This window comes from Marinobacter sp. MMG032 (assembly GCF_040112695.1).
GTDB lineage: Bacteria > Pseudomonadota > Gammaproteobacteria > Pseudomonadales > Oleiphilaceae > Marinobacter > Marinobacter salsuginis.
Genome location: NZ_CP157802.1, coordinates 1,843,785 through 1,865,662 on the forward strand (window position 1 = coordinate 1,843,785; position 21,878 = coordinate 1,865,662).

The window sequence follows — 21,878 nt, forward strand, 5'->3', positions numbered from 1 at the left end:
TCAGTCGGGGCGGGATGCCGGACTTTCAATGCCCAGGGTATCCCACAACTCATCGACGCGCTTTTTGACGTCATCCGTCATGGTGATGGGCTCACCCCATTCACGGGTTGTCTCACCGGGCCACTTGTTGGTGGCATCCATCCCCATCTTGGAACCCAGGCCGGAGACCGGCGAGGCAAAATCCAGATAATCGATGGGCGTGTTGTCCACCAGGGTGGTATCACGGGTGGGATCCATCCGGGTGGTAATCGCCCATATCACGTCTTCCCAGTTACGGGCATCCACATCGTCATCTGTGACAATCACAAACTTGGTGTACATGAACTGCCGCAGGAACGACCATACGCCCATCATCACCCGTTTGGCATGGCCGGGGTACTGTTTCTTCATGGTCACCACTGCAAGGCGATAGGAACAGCCTTCCGGTGGCAGGTAAAAATCCACGATTTCCGGGAACTGCTTCTGCAGAATCGGAATAAACACCTCGTTCAGAGCCACCCCGAGAATTGCCGGCTCATCCGGCGGGCGACCGGTATAGGTGCTGTGATAGATCGGATCCCTGCGATGGGTGACCCGTTCTACGGTGAATACCGGGAAGTGGTCCACCTCGTTGTAATAACCGGTGTGATCGCCAAACGGCCCTTCCGGCGCCATGTCGTCCGGATAGATGAAACCTTCCAGCACAATCTCCGCGCTGGCTGGCACCTGCAGATCGCTCAGTCCTGCCTTCACCAGTTCAGTCCGGCTGCCGCGAAGCAGCCCGGCAAACGCATACTCTGACAGAGTATCGGGCACCGGAGTTACCGCGCCCAGAATGGTCGCCGGGTCGGCCCCGAGGGCCACGGCAACCGGATAGGGCTGCCCCGGATTGGCCTTCTGGAATTCCTGGAAATCCAGGGCGCCGCCGCGATGGCTCAGCCAGCGCATGATCAGACGGTTGCGGCCGATGACCTGCTGCCGATAGATGCCCAGATTCTGGCGTTCTTTATGGGGCCCACGGGTAATCACCAGTGGCCAGGTCACCAGGGGGCCGGCATCGCCGGGCCAGCAGTGCTGAACCGGAATCTGGTACAGGTCCACCTGGTCTTTCTCGATCACCACGTCCTGACAGGGCGCAGACCGCAGCACCTTCGGACTCATGCGCATCACCTGCCGGAACAGCGGCAATTTTTCGATGGCATCGCGGAAACCCTTGGGAGGATCCGGTTCCTTGAGAAACGCCAGCAGCTTACCGATATCCCGAAGTGCTGTGACGTTATCCTGCCCCATGCCCAGCGCCACCCGTTTCGGTGTTCCGAACAGGTTGGCCAGCACCGGCATGTCATAGCCCTTGGGATTCTCAAACAACAACGCAGGACCACCTGCCCGCAGGGTGCGGTCGCAGATTTCGGTCATTTCCAGGTGGGGATCGACCTCAACGCTGATCCGTTTCAGCTCGCCCAGCTTCTCCAACTGGTCAATGAAATCTCGCAGGTCGTTGTATTTCATCAAGTACTCCGTTCAGATATGCCAGTACTACGGAGGTCTTTGTTCGCTGGACTGCTTTTTTCGGAGTTAGAACAAGGTGGGGACCTGCTTTCCCAGACACGCCTTGAACCCATCCCTGGGGGCTTGGTCTTGCCATCCATGGCAAGACACAGTCTGGGAAAGCAGGTCCCCACCTCGTTCAGCAGATCACCAGTAATTCGCAAGGCGCTCTGACAGGGGAGACATCAACGACGCTTCATGGACTGGAAGAACTCGTCGTTGGTCTTGGTATCCTTGAGCTTGTCCAGCAGGAACTCGATAGCCGCGGTGTCATCGTCCATGGAGTGCAGGAGCTTGCGCAGGATCCAGACCCGCTGGATATCCGCCTCGCTCATAAGCAAATCCTCGCGGCGGGTGCCGGAGCTGCGGATGTTGATAGCCGGATAAGTCCGCTTCTCGGCAATCTTGCGATCCAGGTGGATCTCCATGTTGCCGGTGCCCTTGAACTCCTCGTAGATCACCTCGTCCATCTTGGAACCGGTGTTGACCAGCGCCGTGGCGAGAATAGTCAGACTTCCGCCTTCCTCTACGTTACGGGCCGCACCGAAGAAGCGCTTGGGCTTTTCCAGGGCGTGGGCGTCAACACCACCGGTCAGGACCTTGCCAGATGACGGGATTACCGTGTTGTAGGCACGAGCCAGGCGGGTGATGGAATCCAGCAGGATGACCACGTCTTTCTTGTGCTCGACCAGACGCTTGGCTTTTTCAATCACCATTTCGGCCACCTGAACGTGACGGGCCGGCGGCTCGTCGAAGGTGGAGGCGATGACTTCGCCGCGCACGGTGCGCTGCATCTCGGTCACTTCCTCGGGCCGCTCATCAATCAGCAGCACCATCACGTGGCACTCGGGATTGTTGCGTGTGATGGACTGGGCGATGCTCTGCATCAGCAGCGTCTTACCGGCCTTGGGCGGAGACACGATCAGGCCGCGCTGGCCTTTACCGATCGGCGCCACCAGATCCAGTACTCGGGAGGAGAGGTCCTCGGTGCTGCCATTACCGGCCTCGAGCTTCAGGCGCTCGTCCGGAAACAGCGGCGTGAGGTTCTCGAAGAGAATCTTGCTGCGGGCGTTGTCCGGCTTGTCGAAATTGATCTCGCTGACCTTCAGCAAGGCAAAATAGCGCTCGCCGTCTTTGGGCGGGCGAATCTTGCCGGCAACCGTATCGCCTGTGCGCAGGTTGAAACGGCGGATCTGGCTGGGAGACACGTAGATGTCGTCAGGTCCTGCCAGGTAGGAGGCATCGGCGGAACGGAGGAAGCCGAAGCCGTCCTGCAGAATTTCCAGTACGCCGTCGCCGTAGATGTCTTCGCCGCTTTTTGCGTGCTTCTTCAGAATGGTGAAGATCACATCCTGTTTGCGCGAACGAGCCAGGTTATCGAGGCCCATCTCTTGCGCAATATCGAGCAATTCGGGCACGGATTTCTGCTTGAGTTCAGTAAGATTCATAGTTTGTTGGATTTTCAGGAATGGAATTAAACGAATATTGGAATGACAGGGGTGCCCCTGAACGTATTGATCGTAGTAAAACGCTGAACTTGGTGCTGGCCAGTTGGAGCAACCGGTGTAGATGGAGTCCGGAATAAGGTACTTTAGCCAGAGAGTGGGAACAACCGTTCGCCGGGCAAGAGCGATCATCGGCCACCTGACTGGCGAATGTCAAGTGCACTGCACAAATTAACGGCAATTTCACGCCAAACCGGCCACAACAGGCCTTTGGCGCCTCCCCCTGATGGGTTACTCCCTTCCATTGAAAGGCTGTGATGGCGATACTGGCGTATAACCACTTTTCAATGAATCTGGAGCCCTTCCATGAGCAGTGTACCCAGCACCGAGATGAAACCCCTTAACATTGCCCTGCTGACCGTGTCCGATACTCGTGGGCCTGAACAGGACACCTCCGGGCAGTTTCTGGAGGACAGCGTGGTCGAGACCGGCCACAACCTGGTGGCGCGCCGGATCCTGCCTGACGATGTGTATCTGGTGCGGGCATTGATATCGAACTGGATCGCCGATTCCCAGGTGCATGTGGTGATCATTACCGGTGGCACCGGCCTGCTTGAACGGGACAGTACGCCGGAGGCCGTCAGGCCATTGCTGGACAAAACCGTCGAAGGCTTTGGCGAGGAATTCCGTCGTCTCTCTGCCGCCGAGATCGGATCTTCTACCGTGCAATCGCGGGCGATGGCGGGAATGGCTAATCATACGGTTATTTTCTGCCTGCCCGGCTCGACCGGTGCCTGCCGCACCGGCTGGGAAGGCATTCTTCTCAGTCAACTGGACAGCCGTCACACACCGTGCAATTTTTCCGGGCTCGTGTTGCGCAAACCCGAGAAGCCCATGGAGCGACTCAACGAAGTGATTGGACAGCGCGCCAAGCGCTGAGGTGAGAAGACATACCGACCGGAGCTCAGATTTGATGGCCAACCCAAACCTCACGCCCCTGGAAGATGCCCTGGAACACCTGTTGTCGAAAACGCCGGTGGTTGCGCAAACTGAAACCGTCGCCCTGGCCGATGCCCTGGGCCGGGTACTTGCAGAAAACCACTATGTTCCAGCGGACGTTCCGCCGGCGGACAACAGTGCCGTGGACGGCTACGCCTTGCGCAAGCAGGACCTGAGTGGCGACCAACCCGTACCCGTGTCGGCACGGATTCCGGCTGGTGCAGCGCCAACCGCCCTTGCACCCGGCACCGCCGCGCGAATTTTCACCGGTTCGGAGATTCCCGAAGGGGCAGACTCGGTGGTGATGCAGGAACGGGTCGAGGTGACCGATGCTGGCATCGTTGTGCAGGCGGAGGTGGAAGAGGGCCAGAATATACGTCGCCGGGGCCAGGATCTGGCACGGGGGGACCTTGCGCTGGCAAAAGGTACAAAGGTGCGCCCCAATGAGATGGGTCTGCTGGCCTCCATGGGCGTTGCCCGGATCGATGTTCTGGCGCGGCTGAGAGTCGCCATTCTGTCCACCGGTGACGAGCTTGTAGACCCCGGAACGCCCCTCGGGCCGGGACAGATCTACAACAGTAACCGCTTCACCCTGATGGGACTTCTTGCCGAGGCCAGCTGCGAGGTGGTGTTGTGCGAGACCCTGAAAGACAAACGCGAGGCGACCCGGGAAACGCTGCTGCGTGCGGCGGAGTCGGCCGATCTGATCATCACCAGTGGGGGCGTGTCCGTTGGTGAAGAAGACCATGTGCGCGCGGTGCTGGAGGAATCCGGCGGCCTGTCACTCTGGAAGATGGCGATCAAGCCCGGCAAACCCGTGGCTTTTGGTGCGATCGGCGGCACGCCCGTACTTGGGTTGCCCGGCAATCCCGGATCTGTGCTGGTCACTTTCCTGATGGTGGGCATGCCCTACATACGGAAACGCCAGGGCCGCAGCCCCAAACCTCTCTCGGGCGAGCGGATACCGGCAGACTTCTCCGTCTCGTCGCCATCGGTGCGCCGGGAGTTTGTCCGGGCCCGAAAGGAAATCCGGGGATCGGAGCCTGTGGTCGCCGCCTTCCCCAATCAGAGCTCCGGTATCCTGAGCTCTACCTGCTGGGCAGATGGTCTGGCCGTAGTGCCCGAAAACACCACGGTGAACCCCGGCGACCTGCTAACCTACTATTCGTTTGCGGAACTGTTGAGCTGAGCATGAGTGATAACACGATTACGGTGCGTTTTTTTGCCCGCCTGCGCGAGGAACTGAAAACTGAACAGTTGGCCATCGAAGCCAGGCCGGGCCTGACAGCCGGCGATGTGCTGGCAGAGCTGGCGAATCAGGGCGGGGCCTGGAGCCAGTTACAGGGCGACCAGCCGGTGATGATTGCGATCAACCAGGCCATGGCGAAGCCGGGCTCTGAGGTCAAACCCGGTGATGAACTGGCCTTCTTCCCGCCGGTAACCGGAGGTTGAGATGATTTCGGTCCAGTCTGAGGATTTTGATGTAGCCGCCGAATACGCCGCGCTCCGTGACAGCGGTGCCGGCACCGGTGCCATTGCCACCTTTACCGGCCTGGTTCGCGACAGCGGTGACCTGCAGGGCGTCACGGGGCTCTATCTTGAGCACTACCCCGGCATGACCGAACAGGTCATTCAGGGGCTTATCGATGACGCCTCGAAACGCTGGGACGTGCGCAAGGCCCGCGTGATCCACCGGGTGGGGCGACTGGCGTTGTGCGACCAGATTGTCTTTGTCGGCGTGTGCAGCGCTCACCGCGGGGACGCGTTCGCAGCCTGCCAGTTCATCATGGACGCCCTGAAAACATCAGCGCCGTTCTGGAAAAAAGAGATTACTTCAGGCGGAGAACACTGGGTGGAACAGAAAGACTCGGATTTGGCGCGATCCCGGGACTGGGAGTAAGTGCCATAAAAAAACCGCCCGTGAGCCTTGGCTCAGGGGCGGTTTTCTGGTGACCCGACGGCAATCAGAGATTGCTGTCCAGGAAGGCCGCCAGCTGGGACTTGGAAAGGGCGCCGACTTTGGTGGCGTCCACATTGCCGTTCTTGAACAGCATCAGAGTAGGGATACCGCGGATGTTGAACTTCGGCGGGGTCTGCTCGTTTTCGTCAATGTTGAGCTTGCAGACTTTCAGTTTGCCGTCGTATTCGTCGGCAATCTCTTCAAGCACCGGCGCAATCATCTTGCAGGGACCGCACCACTCAGCCCAGTAGTCCACCAGTACGGGAACGTCTGACTGCAGTACATCCTGCTCAAAAGAAGCGTCGGTTACATTTACGATATTTCCGCTCATTACCTTTTCCTGATTCATGCACTACTGCTGCACAACGGTATTTTCTTCCGGGATAACCATACCGGGGCACAGGTGCTGTTGACTGTCGTTGAAGGCCGCCCGGTGTTGCAAGCAGCCTTTCACCCAAATCACGGTAAGACATACTTTACGCGATTGATCAGCCGGATGTGAAGCGGTAAGAAACGATCCGCGCCTGACCCTGGTCAAATACGCGGTTTTCCGGTTACTGACAGCCCTGAGGGATTTCGCTTATAGTACCTCGCACGTTCATCTTAAAAGGATTCCGACCACGTGACGGCCGCATCCACCGCCGAAAACGCTGCCGCCTCACCCGAGGTACTGGCAGCCATCGACATGGGCTCGAACAGCTTCCACATGGTGGTTGCCCGACTAGTGCATGGGGAAATCCGGACCCTCGAAAAGATGGGTGAAAAGGTTCAGCTCGGGGCCGGACTGGATCAGTACAATCGGCTCACGGAAGAGGCTCAGGAGCGAGCCCTGGCGTGCCTCGGACGCTTCGCACAGCGGCTCAAGGGCATGCCACCGGAGGCGGTACAGATTGTGGGTACCAACGCGCTTCGCGTCGCCCGAAACGCCCATCAGTTCATGACCCGGGCCGAAGAGGTCCTGGGTTATCCGGTGGAGATCATTGCCGGTCGCGAAGAAGCACGCCTGATTTACCTTGGCGTTTCCCACACACTGTCTGACGATATCGGCCGCCGACTGGTGATCGACATTGGCGGTGGCAGCACCGAATTCATCATCGGGCAGCGGTTCGAACCCCAGGAGCTTGAAAGCCTGCACATGGGCTGCGTGTCATTCCGCAACCGGTACTTCCCGGACGGAAAGATCACCAAACGGCAGATGGACAAGGCCGTGACCCATGCCGAGCAGGAACTGCTCAACATCCGACAGCACTACCGTTCGGTGGGCTGGCAGAGCGCGGTGGGCTCGTCCGGTTCGATCAAGGCCATTGCCAGCGTCCTGGCGACCCTGAAAATCACTGACGGCACCATTACGCTCGCGGCCATGCAGGAGCTTCGCAAGCGGCTGGTGGATATGGGTAAGACGGAAAAACTGGGAGACCTGGGTGTACGCTCGGACCGCCAGAGCATTTTCCCGGCGGGATTCGCCATACTGATGGGGGCATTCCAGTCTCTTGGCATCCGGGATATGGCCTTCGCCGACGGCGCACTGCGGGAAGGCCTGCTCTACGACATTGTCGGGCGCATCCAGCATGAGGACGTCCGGGAGCGGACCATATCCGCGCTACAGGAGCGTTACCATGTGGACCAGGAACACGGTGCCGCCGTTGAGGAAACCGCCGTCGCCGCCTGGCAGCAGGTGGCCGACGCCTGGGGGCTGAACACGGCGGCCGATGAAGAGGTCCTGCGCTGGGCCTGCCGCCTGCATGAAATCGGGTTGACCATCTCCCACAGCCAGTATCACAAGCACGGCGCCTACCTGTTGCGCTACTCGGACCTGCCCGGTTTCACCCAACAGTTCCAGCGGGATCTGGCCACCCTGGTGCGTGGCCACCGACGCAAGTTCGCTTCGGCTATCTTCGAAGGCCTGGACCCGGAAGACATCGCAAGGCTGCGCTACCTGTGCGTATTGGTCCGTCTGGCCGTTCTGATCCAACACCCGCGCAATATGGAACTACCTCCGGCCTTTACCCTGACCGCTCACAAGGACAAGCTGGTGCTGGAGTTTCCGGAGGGCTGGCTCGACGACAGGCCACTGACCCTGGCCGACCTGGAGAACGAGCGAGACTACCTTGCCAAACAGGATTTTGTCCTGGAGCTGAACGGCGGCTGACGGCATTCAGCCAGCCAGCTCCGCCTCCAGGGATTCCACCTCTTCACTGACTTCAAGCCACTGGGCCTCCACTTCTTCCAGGCGTGCGGTTGCATTGGCCTGCTCGCCCAGCAGCTCTTTCAGGCGCGCCTTGCCGCCGTCGTCATACAGAGCCGGATCGGACAGTTGCTCCTCCAGAGCCGACAGCGTTTGCTGAAGCTGCTCCATTTCCTTTTCCAGGGCACCCTGCTTCTTGCGATAGGGACTCAGTTTCTGGCGCAGGGCCGCCTCTGCCCGCTTGCGGGCCTTTCGATCCTCGGCGCTCTCTCCCACTGCCCCCACTGCCTCGGAGGCCTCCTCGGCAGTCTGCTGACCGGCAGGTATTCGTTTCGGTGCTTCGGTGTCGTCTTTCCGGCGGTCCGCCAGCCAGCGCTCATAGTCCTCCAGATCGCCCTGGTATTCGGTCACCCGGCCATCATTGACCAGCCAGAACTCGTCCACCGTGTTTCTCAGCAGATGGCGATCGTGTGAAACCACCACAATGGCGCCTTCAAAGTTCTGCAGCGCCATGGTCAGCGCCTGGCGCATTTCCAGATCCAGGTGGTTGGTCGGTTCGTCAAGCAGGAGGAGGTTCGGTTTCTGCCAGGCAATCACAGCCAGCGCCACCCTGGCCTTTTCACCGCCGGAGAACGAGCGGATGGCACTCAGGGCCTCATCGCCATGGAAATCGAAACCGCCAAGAAAGTTCCGGATACTCTGCTCTGACGCCTTTGGCGACAGCCGCTGCAGGTGCAGGAAAGGGCTGGCATCAAGATCCAGCGACTCCAGCTGATGCTGGGCAAAGTAACCAATGGCCAGATGTTCGCCACAGGTGCGATCCCCGGATAACAAGGTACCCTCACCCCGAAGCGCATCCATCAACGTGGATTTGCCGGCGCCATTGGGACCCAGCAGGCCAATCCGGCTGCCGGGCAACAAGGTCAGATTGATACCATCGAGTACCGGGGTATTACCGTGGCCGGCCTTGCCATTGCGTATCGACAACAGCGGGTTGGAGACCTTTTCCGCCACTGGAAACTCGAAGCTGAAGGGCGAATCAATATGAGCTGGGGCGATGCGCTCCATCCGCTCCAGCGCCTTGACCCGGCTCTGAGCCTGGCGGGCCTTGGTGGCCTTGGCCTTGAACCGGTCTATGAAACGCTGGATTTCGGCAATTCTGGCCTGTTGGCGTTCGAAACCGGCCTGCTGCTGGGCAAGACGTTCACTGCGCTGGCCTTCAAAGGCTGAGTAATTACCCGTATACAACTCCAGCTTGCGCCGATCGAAATGCACCACATGGGTGGCAACCCGATCCATGAAATCACGGTCGTGAGAGATGAACAGCAAGGTGCCGGGGTAGCGACGCAGCCAGTTCTCCAGCCAAAGGCAGGCATCAAGATCCAGGTGGTTGGTAGGCTCATCCAGAAGCAACAGATCGGACGGTCTCATCAGGGCCTGCGCCAGATTCAACCGGATCCGCCAGCCACCGGAAAATGCCGACACCGGTCGGTCGGCGTCCTCGTCAGAGAAGCCCAACCCACGCAGCAACGCCTCCGCCCGGCGTGCTGCAGACCAGGCCTCGTGCACATCGAGCTCTCCGTGTATGCGGGCAATGGCATGGTCATCCCCGGCCGTTTCCGCCCTGGCAAGCTCGGCTTCCAGGCGGCGCAGATCCAGATCGCCATCCAGGACAAAATCCCGGGCACTCCGGTCGGTTGCCTCGACTTCCTGTGCCATGTGGGCAATGCGGCAACCACCGGGCAGTGAGACTGTTCCCTGCTCCGGGGCCAACTGGCCCAGAAAGAGCTGGAAAAGACTGGACTTGCCGGCACCATTGGCACCGACGATCGCGACACGCTGTCCGGGCTGCACGGTGAGGTCGACGGATTCTAGCAACCAGACGCCACCCCGTTGTAAACTGAGATCGGTTATCGTTAACATGTTTTCATTTTATCAACGTATAGTGTTCAGGGAAGGCACAGCGCCTATGTCGGTCGGCTCGGCTACCATCCCGGATTTTTCGACATCGCCGCTTGAGTTGCCGGAAGACCTGGAACCGGAGAACCCGCTCTGGCGTTTTGCATTGGCGTTCTGGAAATACCCGGACGTTCAGACCAGCTGCCTGGCGCTTCAGGATAAGGGCTGGAGCGTAACGCGCATTCTCAGTGCGGCCTGGCTGGCTCTCTCTGAAAGGGCCTTCACCGGGGTCGAGGACGCTACGGTAACAGAGTGGCGCGACCGTGTAACCGGTGCGCTGCGCAGGGCGAGGAAGTCACTGCCCCGAAACGCCGACAATTGTCAGAAGCTCCGAAGCGGCATCGCCAGCCTGGAGCTTGAAGCCGAACAGATCGAACTGGCCTTGAGCTGGCGAACGCTAATGACCAACAACCCGGAACACAATGACATGCAGGGACGCGACACGCTGATCATATCCAATCTCGTTGCGGCGGCACCGACATCACCGGTTGATGACAGTGCCAGGCTCCTGCTGAATACACTGGCCGACACCCTGGCCCACTTTCCCAAGGGAGACCACCAGCCATGATCATGAAATGGCTAATACGGCTCTCGTTTCCGGCTCTCGGATTACTGTTATTGCTGATTTTCTTCGGCCTGAACGATCCGGAGCAGGTCTCCGAACCAGTGGCCGAAGAGGAACAACCGGAAATTCCTGCTTTCGAGGGTCTGGTACCCTCACCGATTCCCACCGAGGGCCCCGAGATCGTGTTCAAATGGCAGGACACCGATGGCAACTGGCACTATGCTGACCAGCCGCCGGAGCAGGGCCGCTGGAACACCCTCGCCATCGAGCGGCGCGACAAGGCTTTCCCGCGCCTCCAATCCCCGGAGCCGGAAACAGACTGGCGATCCCCCTATAGCGCCCCTTTCTCTCTGGGACCATCCGCCGCCGGAACCAACGGCAGCTGAGCTGACGCGTACGGTTTCTTAACACATGTTCAGTGGCATCTGGCGCCGGAACCCGTTACCTTCTGCGTTCTGATAAACACATCGCGGGGCCACACCCCGAGCACCGACGTTAAAGGATAATGCAATGAAGAAAACACTCCTTGCACTGGCAGTGACCGGCCTTGTTGCCGGCTGTTCCACACCGCCCGAAGCCCCGGAACAACCGAAACTGGATTCAACGGACCAGAAGGTCAGCTATGGCATGGGCCTGGTTCTGGGTGAGCGCATGGGCAACGACCTGCCGAACCTGCAGATGGACCAGTTCCTTCAGGGCATCCAGCATGGCCACGCCGGCGACGAGGAAGCCAAGCGTATGAGCCGCGAGGAAATCCAGCAGGCTCTGATGACCTATCAGCAGCAGCTGCAGGAAGAACAGGGCAAGCAGATGGAAGAACTGGCCCAGAAGAATCTTGAAGCGGGTGAGGCCTTCCTGGCAGAAAATGCCGAGCGTGAAGGCGTGGAAACCACCGAGTCCGGCCTCCAGTACGAGATCCTTGAACAGGGTGACGGCGAAAAGCCCGCAGCGACCGATACGGTTCAGGTGCACTACACCGGCGAACTATTGTCTGGCGAAGTGTTTGACAGCTCCCGCGAGCGTGGTGAGCCAGTTACCTTCGCCCTGAACCAGGTCATTCCCGGCTGGACCGAGGGTCTTCAGCTGATGAACGAGGGTGCCCGCTACAAGCTCTACATTCCATCAGATCTGGCTTACGGTCCGGGCGGCAACCGGGCGATCGGTCCCAACGAAACCCTGGTGTTCGATGTCGAGCTGCTGGAGGTCAACCCGGGCTCAGGAGACTAAGTTCCGGACAGGCAGCGGTCAGTTCTGGCCCTGCCACAAAAAAGCCCCAGACCGGCATGACCGGCTGGGGCTTTTTTAGATTCCGAGATTTCTCAGGCAGAGGCCACTTTGCCGGCATGGGCATTGTGAAGGTGCTCGATCAGGAAATCCTCCATCTCGAACCGGGTCTCCAGGGTTTCACCCAGCTTCGACAGCTCGTCAAACAACTCTTTGACATCTTCTTCCGACAAGTCCCGGCCATCCAGACGGTCGTTGAAGTTAAGGGCCACCTCGGTGGTCTGCTCAATCCGGGGGTAAACTTTGGCAGCCAGTTCAAGGCCACCATCGTTGAATTCCCGGGCTTCACGGACCAGCTGCTCATAAATTTCGAAGTGGCCGGTGGAGACATAATCCACCAACACTTCACACAGGCGCACGAACTTTTCTTTCAGCGCTTCTGTCTGAGAGAAGTCATTTTCCCCGGACAGGTCGCAGTAATGCACCAACAGCTCCTGACGCTCCTTGAGCCAGCGATCAATCAGTTCGCTGACGCCACCCCAGCGCTCCCTGGCATTTCGGCAATTTTCCAACATGACGCCTGTTCTCCGCTTGTCTTCGGTACTTCTGTGTCGGTTTTGATTTTTATTAGGTTTGGATCAAGTTACCCCATGGCTGCGGTCGCCCGCAACCGTTTCAGCCCCGAATCCATTCCCGGGCTTTTTGCCGGCGAAACATCAACACCAGACCAGTGATGACCAGCAGTGAGAAAAACACAGCCGTCCAGCCGGGGATACTCAACCCCAGGAAGCGCCATACCACCTCGGCACAGTCCCCGGTACCCCGGAGAGCGGTAGACAGGACTTCAAACCAGGGCAGGACATCAAGCATGTAGTCAACGGAAGGGCCACAGGCAGGCACCTGGTCCGCCGGGAGACTCTGCAGCCACAATTGCCGCCCTGCGATACCCAGCCCGGCTCCGGAAGTCAGCACCAGAAGAAAGCCGTAAATGCGAACACCGAACCCGGTGGGCCCCTGGAGGAAGGCCAGGAAACTAACCAAACCGGCACCCATGAAGCCAAAGCGCTGCAGCCAGCATAGCGGGCAGGGCTCCAGGCCCATCACATGCTCCATATAGAACGCCACACCCAGAAGCGCGGCACAAACAAGGAAAACAAGCCCGAACACCCATCTGCTGGTCAAAAGAACACCTCGAATCGTGAATTGAAACTGCAAGCGGCCACGGGGCCTGCTATTCTCGTCACTTAACCCTAAACCACGACCAACTTCAAGCCTATGACACGCCAGCCAAAATCCGTTCTGACACTTCTGTTTCTGTTGTTTGCCATGATGCCCTTACCCGCCGTTTCCCAGGATGAGGAGAATACCGAGGAGGAAGTGGCTGAAGAGGAAAGCGGCGTTACCGATTACATCAGCATGGATCCACCGTTCGTGACCCACGTTGGCACTCCCGGTAGCAAGCCAACCTACCTGAAAGCTGCCGTGACACTAAGGGCCCGGAGTACCAGCGCACGACCCGCCCTGGAAGCGCATATGCCACGGTTGAGACACGAACTGGTCATGCTGTTTGGTGAACAAACCGATACGGATCGTCTTACATCTATGGAAGGGCAGGAAGCGTTGCGCGAAGAAGCCAAACAGAGGATCAATGCGGTATTGGAGGAACAACAAACCGGCGAGAGCATAGCCGGTGTGCTGTTTACAGAATTCGTGGTGCAGAAGTAAGGCCTGGCCCGGCCAGTGAATCAGGCGATCCGTGAAAACAGATCGTCTGTCTGGTCCCGGTCATCCCGGGCCACCTGATCGGCGTCGTCCCAGCCGGCTTCCCAGGCGGCGATGACAACCTCACCCCGATAGGGGCAGCGGGCTTTATCCATGCCCATGGTCGCAGCCATGTAGCCCTGACGGTAAGCCTTGTTGAGCGCTTCCACATCCCAGCCGAGTTTGATATCCCTTGCCATAGCTGCTTCCCCCGATCCTGATGTTACAAAAATTAACAGCCGGATCGGGAGGAGACAAATCTTTGTTCGGTTTCTGTGCGTCAGGTCCGCAGACTTGTGAGACGGCGCACCAGCTCACTGCTCAGGAACGCAGGTATTGTTCCAGAAACTCGCTGAACGGCAGGGTATCGGCACGCTCCATCTGCGCCTGCTCGGCCAGGGACTCCGCCGTCATGGCCTCAAAGGCCTGGCGCACACTGGCATCCAGGCCTTCCTGCCTGAGGGTTTGCTGATGCTGCTGGGCCATTTCCATGCCCCACTCCCGGTGGCCCAGGCCTGAGGATCGCATGGCGTCCAGCACCCGGGCAGAGGGTACCGTCCATCCACCGCTCAAGGTCTCGCGCTGGGCAGCCAGAGCGCGACGGTAGGTATCATCTCCCCGCCAGCTATCCAGCAACTCGGCCAGTGGTTCCAGTTGTGCCAGAATGTCGGTAGCAGCCTCTGCCACCGGGGTACGTGATCCACCACGGCAAAGCTTCAATTCCCGGTAACGTCCGCTGGCCACCACATCCTTGTAATTGTCATCAAGACGCTCGCACTCTTCATCGCCGATACGGGGCGAGTCTGACAGCAGGCAATCAAGGAGGAACAGATCGAGGAAATCGATCTGGGCCTCGTTCACGCCCACCGGTGAGAAAGGATCGAGGTCCAGACACCGTACCTCGATGTATTCCACACCCCGGGCTTCCAGGGCCTGGATGGGTTTTTCTTCCCGCTGCGTGGTGCGTTTGGGGCGCACGGCGCTGTAATACTCGTTTTCGATCTGCAGGACACTGGTGTTGATCTGGATGAACTGATCGCCCCGGCGGGTGCCGATGGCGTCATAGGCCGGCCAGGTGGTGTGGATAGCACGGTCCAGAGTCTGGGTATACGTGCTCAGTTCATTGAAACAGATATTCAGTGAGGCCTGGGCATTGTTGTGGTAGCCCAGATCGCCCATCCGCAGGGAGGTAGCGTGCTCACCGTACCAGGTGCGTTGGTCAAATCGCGAGAGATCATGGTTTACGCCGGCAACAAAGCTGGCATCCAGGGCTGGCGAGGCACCGAACAGCAACATCAGCAGCCAGCTACGACGGCGGAAGTTGCGGATGAGCCAGAAATACTGGTCTGACTTGAAGTCTTTCAGGCTTTGTTCGTTGCCCAGCAATTCCTGCCACTTCTGCCAGAAACTGTCGGGTAACGACAGGTTGTAGTGTGCGCCGGCGATGCTCTGCATCATCCGCCCATACCTTACCGCCAGCCCCTGCCGGTAAACGTGCTTGAGCTGGCCAATGTTGGAACTGCCGTATTCAGCGATGGGGATGCTCGGATCGCCATCCAGTTCACAGGGCATGCTCGCTGCCCAGAAGACCTCATCACCGAGGTTCTGCTGCACGAAGGTGTGGATGTCACGCAGCGACTTCAGCATCCCCCCGGTGCTGTTGAACACAGGCGTGATCAGCTCCAGCAAAGCCTCGGAATAATCGGTGGTAATTCTCGGGTGGGTGAGCGCCGACCCCAGGGCTTCGGGATGCGGGGTCTGGGCGATGAAGCCATTGCGATCCACCCGCAGCCCTTCTTTTTCGACACCCTTGAGAAAACCATCCCAGTCGCTGGCAGCGAACTGACGAAATACGGAATGGCGGGATTCAGCCATGGTCGACTCCTACTGCGGCCGGCTTGCTCTTCTGAACAACCGGCCGATGAAAAGATTGTAAACCCGTCAGCTGTCCTTGCGCGCCGAGGCAAGCGCCTGGGCCAGCGCGCCAGCCATGGCGCCCTGCGGGGATTTCTGACCGGAACCACCGCTGCTGGTGTTCCGATTACCGCCTTTACGGCTGGCCCCAGAGCGATTGGAGGCCATCGGCTTGCCCTCGTTCTTCTCGCCGGGCTTGTCATCCATGCGCATGGTCAGGGCAATTCGTTTGCGCGGGATATCCACATCCATCACCTTGACCTTGACGATATCCCCGGCCTTGACCACTTCGCGCGGATCTTTGACAAACGTGTGTGACAGCGCGGAAATGTGCACGAGTCCGTCCTGGTGCACGCCAATGTCCACGAACGCGCCAAAATTGGTAACGTTGGTCACCGAGCCTTCCAACACCATGCCCGGCTTGAGATCACTCAGGGTCTCAACCCCTTCCTCAAAGCTGGCAAAGCGAAATTCAGGGCGAGGATCCCGCCCCGGCTTCTCCAGTTCCGAGATAATGTCCTTGATAGTCGGCAAACCGAACTGTTCTGTTACGTAATCCTGGGGATTCAGACCACGCAGGAAGGCAGAATCGCCGATAATATCGTCCACCTTGCGGCCATTCTTCTTCGCGATGGCCTCGACCACGCCATAGGCTTCGGGATGAACCGACGACCGGTCCAGGGGATTCTCGCCGCCGGCAATACGCAGAAAGCCCGCCGCCTGCTCGAACGTGCGGTCACCCAGCCGGGTAACCTTCAGCAGCTGTTTCCGGTTACGGAACATGCCGTTCTGATTGCGGAACTCGATGATGTTCTGGGCGATGGTCTGGTTCAGGCCCGAGACCCGTGCCAGCAATGGCGCTGAGGCGGTATTCAGGTCCACGCCCACGCCGTTTACACAGTCTTCCACCACCGCATCAAGGCTGCGGGATAGTTGCACCTGGGAGACATCGTGCTGGTACTGCCCCACCCCGATGGATTTCGGCTCAATTTTTACCAGCTCTGCCAGTGGATCCTGCAACCGGCGGGCAATGGATACCGCGCCACGGATGGTGACATCCAGATCAGGCAGTTCTTTAGAGGCGAACTCGGACGCCGAGTAAACCGACGCGCCGGACTCACTGACCACAATCCGTGCCAGCTTCAATTCGGGATAACGCTTGCTGAGATCGGCGACCAGCTTCTCAGTCTCCCGGGACGCGGTGCCATTGCCAATGGCCACCAGCTCGATCTTGTACTCCCGACACCAGGCCGCCAGTTGCTCGATGGAACGGTCCCACTGGTTCTGTGGCGCGTGGGGGAAAATGGCGCCGTGGCCGGCCACCTGGCCGGTGCCATCAATAACAGCCACCTTCACCCCGGTACGCAACCCGGGGTCCAGGCCCAGGGTCGGGCGCGGGCCAGCCGGCGCCAGCAGCAGAAGATCCTTGAGGTTAGCGGCAAAGACGTTGATGGCTTCGGTTTCGGCGGCCTCTCGCACCTGCGCCATGAGATCGGTTTCAATCTGGGTTGAAAGCTTCACCCGCCAGGTCCAGCGAACGACTTCTGAAAGCCATTTATCGGCGGCGCGACCGTTGTCACGAATGTTCCAGCGGGCGGCAATACGCTGCTCGGCCGGATGGGGTGCGCGGCGGTCGTCATCGGAATCGCCGACCACGATGGTGTAGCCGAGAACGCCTTCGTTCCGGCCCCGAAGGATGGCCAGAGCGCGGTGGGACGGAACCTTTTTCAGGGGCTCAACATGATCGAAGTAATCCCGGAACTTGGCGCCCTCATTCTCCTTGCCTTCCACCACGGTCACTTTCAGCTGGCCTTCCTGCCAGATGAAGTCCCGCAGGCTGCCCAACAGCTCGGCATCTTCGGCAAAACGCTCCATCAGAATGTAGCGGGCTCCATCCAGGGCAGCCTTGGTGTCTTCCACGCCAGCTTCTTTGTTCAGATAACCCTGAGCGGTGGTTTCAGGATCCAGCGTTGGATCGTCGTAGAGGGAATCGGCAAGGGGCTCGAGGCCAGCCTCGCGGGCAATTTGGGCCTTGGTCCGGCGCTTGGGCTTGTAGGGCAGGTAAAGATCTTCCAGACGGTTCTTGGTGTCGGCGTCCTGGATGGTGGCCTTGAGTTCGTCGGTGAGCTTGCCCTGCTCCTCAATGCTCTTGAGGATGGTGGCACGACGGTCTTCCAGTTCCCGCAGATAGCGCAGACGTTCTTCCAGGTTCCTCAACTGGCTGTCATCCAGTGAGCCTGTGATCTCTTTCCGGTAGCGGGCGATAAACGGAACGGTCGCGCCCTCGTCGAGCAGTTCGACGGTGGCATTAACCTGCTGCTCGCGGACACCGAGTTCCTCGGCGATGCGCCTGGAGATACTGTTCATGCAACCTCTGTCTGATGCTTTGCCAATAAACCAGCAAAGGTACAGCGGCTTACTGCTGCAGGCAAGCGGCCTGGCCCCGCTTGTTCAGGAATTGCACAAGATCGGCCCAGGGCATGGGCCGGGCGTAGTAATAGCCCTGGATTTCATCGCAATGCTGCTGACGCAGGAACTCCAACTGGCCTTCGGTTTCCACACCCTCGGCCACCACGCTGATCTGCAGACTGTGGGCCAGACTGATGATGGCCCGGATGATGTGTTCAGCGTCTGCCGAGTTACCCAGCTCCTGCACAAACGACTTGTCGATTTTCACCAGGGAAATCGGCAAGTGCTGAAGATTGCTCAGGGAGGAAAAACCGGTTCCAAAGTCGTCAAGGGCAAAACTGATACCCAGCTGATTCAACTCCCGCAGGCAGCGCTGGGCGTACTCCGGATCGTGCATCATGGCGCTCTCCGTCAGCTCCAGTTCCAGCAGGCTGGTATCCACGTTGGCATTGAAGATGATGCGGAAAATGGTCTCGGTCATCTTGCGGTCGTGGAACTGCCGGAACGACAGATTGACGGCGAACACCAGGCCCGGGAAGCCCATCTCGGCCGACTCCTGAAGACGCTTGCAGGCCTGTTCGATCACCCAGTAACCGATGGGCACGATCAGCCCGCTGCGCTCGGCCACCGGAATGAATTCGTCCGGCCCTACCAGCCCCCGCTCCGGATGATTCCAGCGCAGCAGGCATTCCACACCCCGGACTTCCTCTGTGGCCAGGTCGATCCTCGGCTGGTAGTACAGCTCCAGCTCCTTGCCTCGTAAAGCATTGCGAAGATCTGCTTCCAGGCGGAGCTGGTAACCGGCGGAAATGTGCAATTGGCGGTCGTAGAAGCGGTAGCTGGTGCCCGGGTCGCGCTTGGCTTCGAACATGGCACGGTTGGCCCGACGCAACAGGTTCTCGGCGGTGTCGCCGGCTTCCGGGTAGGTTGCTACGCCAAGGCTGGCACTGACCACCACCGTCTGGCCGTCTATGGTAACCGGCTCATCAAGGGCGTTCACCACCTTGCGGATGATCTGGGTGATATCCAGGGAGTCCTCAACCTTCTCGACAATGATTGCGAGCTCGTCGCCGCCGATTCGCATCAGCGAATCCACGCGCCGCAGCGAATGACGAAGCCGTTCTGCCAGCTTCATCATCAACTGGTCACTTTTTTGATAGCCAAACGATTCGTTGATGCTGCGGAAGTCATCAATGTTGAGGTGCAGCAAAGCCAGCCGATGGCCTGCCCGCTCGGCCCGCAGCAAGGCCTGCTGAAGGCGATCGAAGAACAGATCCCGATTGATGAAACCGGTGGCCACCTCACGGCCCAGTTGTCCGTGGGCGGATTCGGATAACTGGTCGCGGTACCAGAGGCACTTCAGGGCCCGACGGAAACTCCAGTGGTCCAGATTCTGGCGGCAAAGGTAATCAGCGGCGCCGGCAGCAAGCAATTCGGGCGCCCGCTCCCCGGGAGGCTCGGCACTCAAAGCCAGCACGGGCTTTTCATTGCTGGCGGCAGCCAGGTACTGCAGGAAGGAGGCCTCAGACCCGCTGTGGAACACGCAATCCCAGACGATAACATCAAAACTGGCGTTGCGGATCAGATCATCGCAATCCACCAGATCCGGGCACCAGGTTGCGTCCGCACTAATTTCGACGTCGCCCGCCAGAAGAGCATTCAGCCAGAGAAAATCAGAATAATCTGGTGTCAGAACCAACAGGCGCAACTGTCCGGGCCTCATGGTTTCCAGTGGCAATGTCATCAAGCAGGATCCATTTATGCGTGAACAACCGAGTCCATTCTATTAATCATAGTCTATAGATCCCCAAGGTACAGGAACTCTGACTGGTGTAGAATAAGGCCACGTCCTTTATCCCCATTTCGTTCCATTCTGGCCATGTATTTGTGAACAAGCTCAACCCGAGACAAAGCGAAGCAGTGCGCTATGCCGACGGCCCCATGCTGGTGCTGGCCGGCGCAGGCAGCGGCAAGACCAGTGTGATCACCCGCAAGATCGCCTACCTGATCGAGCAGCTCGGAATTCCGGGGCGTCATATTGCCGCAGTGACCTTCACCAACAAGGCCGCCCGGGAAATGAGGGAGCGGGTTGGCCGGATCGTTGACCGAAAGCTGACCCGGGGTCTGATTGTATCCACTTTTCACAATCTTGGCCTCAACATGATCCGGGAGGAGCACACGCACCTCGGCTACCACCCCGGCTTTTCCATCTTCGACGCCGAAGATGCCAAGGCCCTGTTACAGGATCTGATGCTCCGGGAGGCCAGTGCCGAGGCCGGCGACGAGCTCAACGACATCCAGATGACCATCTCATCCTGGAAGAATGCCATGCGCGGCCCGGCAGAGGCCCTTAGCAAGGCTGCCGATGAGCGGGAACAGCGTATCGCCATAATCTACAAGAAATACAACGAATACCTGAAAGCCTACAACGCAGTGGACTTCGACGACCTTATCCTGCTGCCGGTAATGCTGTTCCGCTCACACCCGGACGTGCTGGCCAAGTGGCGCCGGAAAATCCGCTACATGTTGGTGGATGAATACCAGGACACGAACGTCTGCCAGTACGAACTGGTCAAACTCCTCGTAGCCGAGCGGGCCGCGTTTACCGTGGTGGGCGACGACGACCAGTCAATCTACGCGTGGCGTGGTGCCCGACCGGAAAACCTGGCCCAGCTCAAAGAAGACTTTCCAAGCCTCAAAATCGTCAAATTGGAGCAGAATTACCGGTCCACCGCACGAATCCTTCGCAGTGCCAACACGGTGATCGCCAACAACCCCCACGTGTTCGAGAAAGCACTGTGGAGTGATCACACCATCGGCGAAGAAATCCGAATTGTCCGGTGCCGCAACGAGGACGCGGAAACCGACCGGGTCGCCACGGAAATTCTCGACCAGAAGCTCAAGAAAGGCCTCGATTTCCGGGACTTCGCTGTGCTGTACCGCGGCAACCACCAGGCGCGACTGCTGGAAATGAAATTGCAGGCTTACCAGATTCCCTATCGGATCTCAGGCGGCCAGTCGTTTTTCTCGAAGAACGAGATCAAGGATGCCATGTCTTACCTGCGTCTGCTGATCAACCCGGATGACGATGCGGCGTTCCTGCGAGTGGTCAACGTGCCGCGAAGGGAAATCGGTCCGCGCACCCTGGAACAGCTCAGCCACTACGCCCGCTCACGCAACGTGAGCCTGTTCAAGGCTCTGGGCGACATGGGGGCAGAAACCCATGTGACGGAAAAGGGGCTGGATCGGCTCCGGCGCTTTGCCCACTGGGTGGATGCCACCTGCGAGCGACTGCACAGCGAGAACCCGGTTCCCGTCATCAAGCAGTTGTTCACGGACATCGAATACGAAGAGTGGCTGCATCAGCATTCCGGGACACCCAAGCAGGCCGAGCGCCGGATGGAAAACATCTGGTATCTGGTGGAATCCATCCAGCGCATGCTTGATGACGGTAAGGGAACCGCCGACGAACTGGGTATCGAAGATGCCATCACCAAACTGATCCTGAGGGACATGATGGAGCAGCGGGAGGAAGAGGACGACAGCGACAAGGTCCAGCTGCTCACCCTGCACGCCTCCAAGGGCCTGGAGTTCCCGCACGTGTTCATCATGGGGCTTGAAGAAGAAATCCTGCCGCACCGCAGCAGCATCGAGGAAGGCAACATCGAGGAGGAGCGGCGACTGATGTACGTGGGCATTACCCGCGCCCGGGAGACATTGACGCTGACCTATGCCGCCACCCGGAAACAGTACGGCGAAAAGCTGGAAACCATCCCGAGCCGATTCCTGGATGAACTGCCCGAGGAGGACCTGAAGTGGGAAGGTATGGGTGACCTGGATGCGGAGGCGAACCAGAAAAAAGGCAAGGCGACCCTCAGCGCCCTGTTGGGTGACCTGGGCCTCTAGTTTCTGTCCAGATGCCCGGATACC

The 21,878-nt window shown here is 59.1% G+C and carries 20 protein-coding genes; 10 read left to right on the top strand and 10 right to left on the bottom strand.

The genetic code is table 11. The features are described 5' to 3' along the window. Both ubiD and rho read right to left on the bottom strand, forming a co-directional pair. Entirely contained in the window at nt 1–1,488 is a 1,488-nt protein-coding gene (gene ubiD, locus ABNF92_RS08515; protein ID WP_291905725.1) for a 4-hydroxy-3-polyprenylbenzoate decarboxylase, read from the bottom strand. A 224-nt stretch (nt 1,489–1,712) separates the two neighbouring features. Next, the gene (gene rho, locus ABNF92_RS08520; protein ID WP_069184724.1) at nt 1,713–2,975 is read right to left on the bottom strand and encodes a transcription termination factor Rho; all 1,263 of its coding nucleotides are present in this window, start codon (nt 2,973–2,975) and stop codon (nt 1,713–1,715) included. Between the two features lie 363 nt (nt 2,976–3,338). Between rho and moaB the strand changes: the two genes are divergently transcribed. Genes moaB through ABNF92_RS08540 form a run of 4 tightly spaced genes read left to right on the top strand, consistent with a single transcriptional unit; the run spans nt 3,339 to nt 5,871 of the window. Further along, complete coding sequence (moaB, locus tag ABNF92_RS08525; RefSeq protein WP_069184723.1) at nt 3,339–3,911, top strand: molybdenum cofactor biosynthesis protein B; 573 nt, start codon at nt 3,339–3,341, stop codon at nt 3,909–3,911. Nucleotides 3,912–3,945: 34 nt separating this feature from the next. Next, nucleotides 3,946–5,160, top strand: a complete 1,215-nt coding sequence (gene glp, locus ABNF92_RS08530; protein WP_349343904.1) for a gephyrin-like molybdotransferase Glp — start codon at nt 3,946–3,948, stop codon at nt 5,158–5,160. A 2-nt stretch (nt 5,161–5,162) separates the two neighbouring features. Beyond that, the gene (locus ABNF92_RS08535) at nt 5,163–5,423 is read left to right on the top strand and encodes a MoaD/ThiS family protein (protein WP_153634846.1); all 261 of its coding nucleotides are present in this window, start codon (nt 5,163–5,165) and stop codon (nt 5,421–5,423) included. A 1-nt stretch (nt 5,424) separates the two neighbouring features. Further along, nucleotides 5,425–5,871 carry a molybdenum cofactor biosynthesis protein MoaE gene (locus ABNF92_RS08540; protein WP_069184720.1) on the top strand — a complete coding sequence of 149 codons (447 nt, stop codon included), beginning with the start codon at nt 5,425–5,427 and terminating at the stop codon, nt 5,869–5,871. Between the two features lie 64 nt (nt 5,872–5,935). Here the strand turns inward: ABNF92_RS08540 and trxA are convergent, their stop codons facing one another. Continuing rightward, nucleotides 5,936–6,262: a thioredoxin TrxA gene (gene trxA, locus ABNF92_RS08545; protein ID WP_008169901.1), complete on the bottom strand. Its 327-nt coding sequence runs from the start codon at nt 6,260–6,262 to the stop codon at nt 5,936–5,938. A 291-nt stretch (nt 6,263–6,553) separates the two neighbouring features. Here trxA and ppx point away from each other — a divergent pair, with 291 nt between their 5' ends. Beyond that, nucleotides 6,554–8,080, top strand: coding sequence for an exopolyphosphatase (gene ppx / locus ABNF92_RS08550; protein WP_305965686.1), 1,527 nt, complete (start codon nt 6,554–6,556; stop codon nt 8,078–8,080). 6 nt (nt 8,081–8,086) lie between these two features. On the opposite strand, the gene ABNF92_RS08555 is transcribed toward ppx, so the two are convergent. Further along, the gene (locus tag ABNF92_RS08555; RefSeq protein ID WP_349343905.1) at nt 8,087–10,039 is read right to left on the bottom strand and encodes an ATP-binding cassette domain-containing protein; all 1,953 of its coding nucleotides are present in this window, start codon (nt 10,037–10,039) and stop codon (nt 8,087–8,089) included. A 46-nt stretch (nt 10,040–10,085) separates the two neighbouring features. Here ABNF92_RS08555 and ABNF92_RS08560 point away from each other — a divergent pair, with 46 nt between their 5' ends. The 3 genes from ABNF92_RS08560 (at nt 10,086) to ABNF92_RS08570 (ending at nt 11,867) form a co-directional block, all read left to right on the top strand. Further along, nucleotides 10,086–10,643, top strand: a complete 558-nt coding sequence (locus tag ABNF92_RS08560; protein WP_291905706.1) for a TIGR02444 family protein — start codon at nt 10,086–10,088, stop codon at nt 10,641–10,643. Further along, nucleotides 10,640–11,026: a DUF4124 domain-containing protein gene (locus ABNF92_RS08565; protein ID WP_069184716.1), complete on the top strand. Its 387-nt coding sequence runs from the start codon at nt 10,640–10,642 to the stop codon at nt 11,024–11,026. The genes ABNF92_RS08560 and ABNF92_RS08565 overlap by 4 nt, the downstream gene beginning before the upstream one ends. Nucleotides 11,027–11,150: 124 nt before the next feature. Further along, nucleotides 11,151–11,867: an FKBP-type peptidyl-prolyl cis-trans isomerase gene (locus ABNF92_RS08570; RefSeq protein WP_069184715.1), complete on the top strand. Its 717-nt coding sequence runs from the start codon at nt 11,151–11,153 to the stop codon at nt 11,865–11,867. Between the two features lie 92 nt (nt 11,868–11,959). Here the strand turns inward: ABNF92_RS08570 and rsd are convergent, their stop codons facing one another. Continuing rightward, nucleotides 11,960–12,439, bottom strand: coding sequence for a sigma D regulator (rsd, locus tag ABNF92_RS08575; protein ID WP_222466024.1), 480 nt, complete (start codon nt 12,437–12,439; stop codon nt 11,960–11,962). A 100-nt stretch (nt 12,440–12,539) separates the two neighbouring features. Next, nucleotides 12,540–13,046 carry a disulfide bond formation protein B gene (locus ABNF92_RS08580; RefSeq protein ID WP_194839004.1) on the bottom strand — a complete coding sequence of 169 codons (507 nt, stop codon included), beginning with the start codon at nt 13,044–13,046 and terminating at the stop codon, nt 12,540–12,542. Nucleotides 13,047–13,139: 93 nt separating this feature from the next. Here ABNF92_RS08580 and ABNF92_RS08585 point away from each other — a divergent pair, with 93 nt between their 5' ends. After that, nucleotides 13,140–13,589 carry a flagellar basal body-associated FliL family protein gene (locus tag ABNF92_RS08585; protein WP_069184712.1) on the top strand — a complete coding sequence of 150 codons (450 nt, stop codon included), beginning with the start codon at nt 13,140–13,142 and terminating at the stop codon, nt 13,587–13,589. Nucleotides 13,590–13,609: 20 nt separating this feature from the next. On the opposite strand, the gene ABNF92_RS08590 is transcribed toward ABNF92_RS08585, so the two are convergent. The 4 genes from ABNF92_RS08590 to ABNF92_RS08605 form a co-directional block, all read right to left on the bottom strand. Continuing rightward, nucleotides 13,610–13,825 carry a ribosome modulation factor gene (locus ABNF92_RS08590; RefSeq protein ID WP_349343906.1) on the bottom strand — a complete coding sequence of 72 codons (216 nt, stop codon included), beginning with the start codon at nt 13,823–13,825 and terminating at the stop codon, nt 13,610–13,612. Between the two features lie 121 nt (nt 13,826–13,946). Continuing rightward, on the bottom strand, nt 13,947–15,500 hold the full coding sequence (gene gshA / locus ABNF92_RS08595) for a glutamate--cysteine ligase (RefSeq protein ID WP_349343907.1): 1,554 nt from the start codon (nt 15,498–15,500) through the stop codon (nt 13,947–13,949). A 66-nt stretch (nt 15,501–15,566) separates the two neighbouring features. After that, nucleotides 15,567–17,906 carry a Tex family protein gene (locus ABNF92_RS08600; protein WP_349343908.1) on the bottom strand — a complete coding sequence of 780 codons (2,340 nt, stop codon included), beginning with the start codon at nt 17,904–17,906 and terminating at the stop codon, nt 15,567–15,569. Between the two features lie 49 nt (nt 17,907–17,955). Then, on the bottom strand, nt 17,956–19,692 hold the full coding sequence (locus tag ABNF92_RS08605; RefSeq protein ID WP_349343909.1) for an EAL domain-containing protein: 1,737 nt from the start codon (nt 19,690–19,692) through the stop codon (nt 17,956–17,958). A gap of 143 nt (nt 19,693–19,835) precedes the next feature. Between ABNF92_RS08605 and rep the strand changes: the two genes are divergently transcribed. Beyond that, nucleotides 19,836–21,854, top strand: coding sequence for a DNA helicase Rep (gene rep, locus ABNF92_RS08610; RefSeq protein ID WP_349343910.1), 2,019 nt, complete (start codon nt 19,836–19,838; stop codon nt 21,852–21,854). Nucleotides 21,855–21,878: the final 24 nt, after the last annotated feature.

Excerpts from the sequence above, each read along its gene's own strand:
- ABNF92_RS08605 (WP_349343909.1), bottom strand. The coding sequence starts at position 19,692 with ATGACATTGCCACTGGAAACCATGAGGCCCGGACAGTTGCGCCTGTTG.
- moaB (WP_069184723.1), top strand. The coding sequence starts at position 3,339 with ATGAGCAGTGTACCCAGCACCGAGATGAAACCCCTTAACATTGCCCTG.
- ABNF92_RS08570 (WP_069184715.1), top strand. The coding sequence starts at position 11,151 with ATGAAGAAAACACTCCTTGCACTGGCAGTGACCGGCCTTGTTGCCGGC.
- ABNF92_RS08555 (WP_349343905.1), bottom strand. The coding sequence starts at position 10,039 with ATGTTAACGATAACCGATCTCAGTTTACAACGGGGTGGCGTCTGGTTG.
- ABNF92_RS08535 (WP_153634846.1), top strand. The coding sequence starts at position 5,163 with ATGAGTGATAACACGATTACGGTGCGTTTTTTTGCCCGCCTGCGCGAG.
- ABNF92_RS08540 (WP_069184720.1), top strand. The coding sequence starts at position 5,425 with ATGATTTCGGTCCAGTCTGAGGATTTTGATGTAGCCGCCGAATACGCC.
- ABNF92_RS08600 (WP_349343908.1), bottom strand. The coding sequence starts at position 17,906 with ATGAACAGTATCTCCAGGCGCATCGCCGAGGAACTCGGTGTCCGCGAG.
- gshA (WP_349343907.1), bottom strand. The coding sequence starts at position 15,500 with ATGGCTGAATCCCGCCATTCCGTATTTCGTCAGTTCGCTGCCAGCGAC.
- glp (WP_349343904.1), top strand. The coding sequence starts at position 3,946 with ATGGCCAACCCAAACCTCACGCCCCTGGAAGATGCCCTGGAACACCTG.
- ABNF92_RS08585 (WP_069184712.1), top strand. The coding sequence starts at position 13,140 with ATGACACGCCAGCCAAAATCCGTTCTGACACTTCTGTTTCTGTTGTTT.
- trxA (WP_008169901.1), bottom strand. The coding sequence starts at position 6,262 with ATGAGCGGAAATATCGTAAATGTAACCGACGCTTCTTTTGAGCAGGAT.
- rsd (WP_222466024.1), bottom strand. The coding sequence starts at position 12,439 with ATGTTGGAAAATTGCCGAAATGCCAGGGAGCGCTGGGGTGGCGTCAGC.
- ABNF92_RS08590 (WP_349343906.1), bottom strand. The coding sequence starts at position 13,825 with ATGGCAAGGGATATCAAACTCGGCTGGGATGTGGAAGCGCTCAACAAG.
- ABNF92_RS08560 (WP_291905706.1), top strand. The coding sequence starts at position 10,086 with ATGTCGGTCGGCTCGGCTACCATCCCGGATTTTTCGACATCGCCGCTT.
- ABNF92_RS08565 (WP_069184716.1), top strand. The coding sequence starts at position 10,640 with ATGATCATGAAATGGCTAATACGGCTCTCGTTTCCGGCTCTCGGATTA.
- rho (WP_069184724.1), bottom strand. The coding sequence starts at position 2,975 with ATGAATCTTACTGAACTCAAGCAGAAATCCGTGCCCGAATTGCTCGAT.
- ubiD (WP_291905725.1), bottom strand. The coding sequence starts at position 1,488 with ATGAAATACAACGACCTGCGAGATTTCATTGACCAGTTGGAGAAGCTG.